We start from the raw sequence: 2,007 nt of genomic DNA on the forward strand, positions 1-2,007 counted from the left end.
ATGAAATAGTATCCGAGTATTTCTCAAAGTGTAACATATGTCTTGACAACTAAGAGATAGTATACGATATGCCTAAATTATAAGGTAGATTTTTATAACTGATGTGATATAATTGACATTGATTATAAGGTAGATTTTTATAACTGATGTGATATAATTGACATTGATTATAAGGAGTTCTATTGTGGTATTAAATAGGTATATTTGATAGATGAAAGGAGAATTTAATTATGAAGAAAACAATACATGTATTAGGGATGAGTTGTGGGCATTGTGTAAAGTCGGTCCATGATGCATTATCTAATAAGAATGGTGTATATTCTGCAGAAGTAGATTTAGAAAGAAGTATTGCAGAAGTAGAGTTTGATGAAACAATGGTCAGTTTGGACGAATTAATAAGTGAAATTGAGGAAGTAGGATTTGATGTAAAAGATAAGTAGGTGATATTGCGTGAAGAAACAAAACATAGAATATGATATTATTGGGATGCATTGTGCAGCCTGTTCTACAAGAATAGAAAATAGACTTTCAAAAGAAGAAGGAATCATTGATGTTACAGTAAATCTAGCGTTGGAAACAGGAAGTATATCGTATGATTCTGAAAAAATTTCATCGGATAGAATTGTTGAAATTGTAGATAAAATGGGTTTTCGTTTGATAAAAAAAGATGAAGATGATGTTCCCGTCGATGAATTAAGGAAGACGGAACATTCTAAGCAAAAAAAATTATTTTTGTGCTCTCTGATTTTGACATTACCACTTTTTTGGACGATGGTGACACACTTTTCTTTCAGTTCCTCTTGGTGGATACCAAAAATTTTTTTAAATCCTAAAATTCAGTGGTTATTGGCAACTCCGGTTCAATTTATAGCAGGATGGCAGTTCTATAAAGGAGCATATACTTCTATAAAAAGTAAAAATTCTAATATGGATGTGTTAGTATCTCTTGGAACATCAGCTGCATATTTCTACAGTGTATATTTGATAATTTTGCATTGGGATAGTTCATCACATATCCATCTATATTTTGAAACGAGTGCTATGTTAATTACACTGATACTATTAGGCAAGTTGTTAGAGCAAAATGCAAAGGGAAAGACATCGTCTGCTATCAAAAAATTAATTGGATTACAATCTAAGACTGCAATAGTAGAAAGAGATGGAAAAGAAGAAATGATTTCTATTTATGATGTTGTGGTAGGTGATGTTATTATTGTGAAGCCGGGAGAAAAAATTCCTGTTGATGCGATTGTTATTTATGGAAATTCTGCGGTAGATGAATCTATGATCAATGGAGAACCAATTCCTAGAGATAAAGAAGTGGGAGATTTTGTGATTGGTTCTACTATTAACAAGAGTGGATTTTTAAAAATCAAAGCAAATAAAATTGGTAAGGATACGATGTTGTCACAAATTATCGAAACCGTAAAAAAAGCACAATCATCAAAAGCACCCATTCAAAGAATTGCTGATAAAATAGCAGGCATCTTTGTTCCTGTAGTTTTGACTATTTCTGTTATAACTTTTATCGTTTGGTATTTTTGGATAGATCAAGGACATTTTTCAAGAGCGTTGGAAAATATGATCTCTGTTTTGGTAATTGCTTGCCCATGTTCCTTAGGATTAGCAACTCCAACTGCTATTATGGCGGGATCCGGTCGTGCGGCGGAATATGGAGTTTTATTCAAAGGTGGAGAATATTTGGAAAATGCTTATCGTGCAAATACAATCGTGTTAGATAAGACAGGTACTATAACTGAAGGAAAACCAATGGTATCAAAGGTTGTTATAAAGAATATTTCAGAAAAACTATTTTATCAATTTGTGTATTCATTAGAAAAACATTCTGAGCATCCTTTAGCACAGGCAGTTGTAGAAGGATTTGAAAAAATACATGAACTAGACGCCTTATCTTTAGATAAATTTGAAAATTTGTCTGGATATGGAGTAGGAGGACAAATTTTCGGAAATGAAATATGGATTGGTAATAGAAAATTGATGATATCT

The 2,007-nt window shown here is 32.1% G+C and carries 2 protein-coding genes; both read left to right on the forward strand.

Going from position 1 to position 2,007, the window contains the following annotated elements; translation table 11 throughout:
* Positions 1–230 precede the first annotated feature (230 nt).
* Complete coding sequence (locus tag ACO5GE_RS07965; RefSeq protein ID WP_484830376.1) at positions 231–440, forward strand: heavy-metal-associated domain-containing protein; 210 nt, start codon at positions 231–233, stop codon at positions 438–440.
* A gap of 10 nt (positions 441–450) precedes the next feature.
* On the forward strand, positions 451–2,007 hold a 1,557-nt coding region (locus tag ACO5GE_RS07970; protein WP_484830377.1), incomplete at its 3' end, for a heavy metal translocating P-type ATPase.

The sequence above is a fragment of the Filifactor sp. genome, assembly GCF_057248345.1.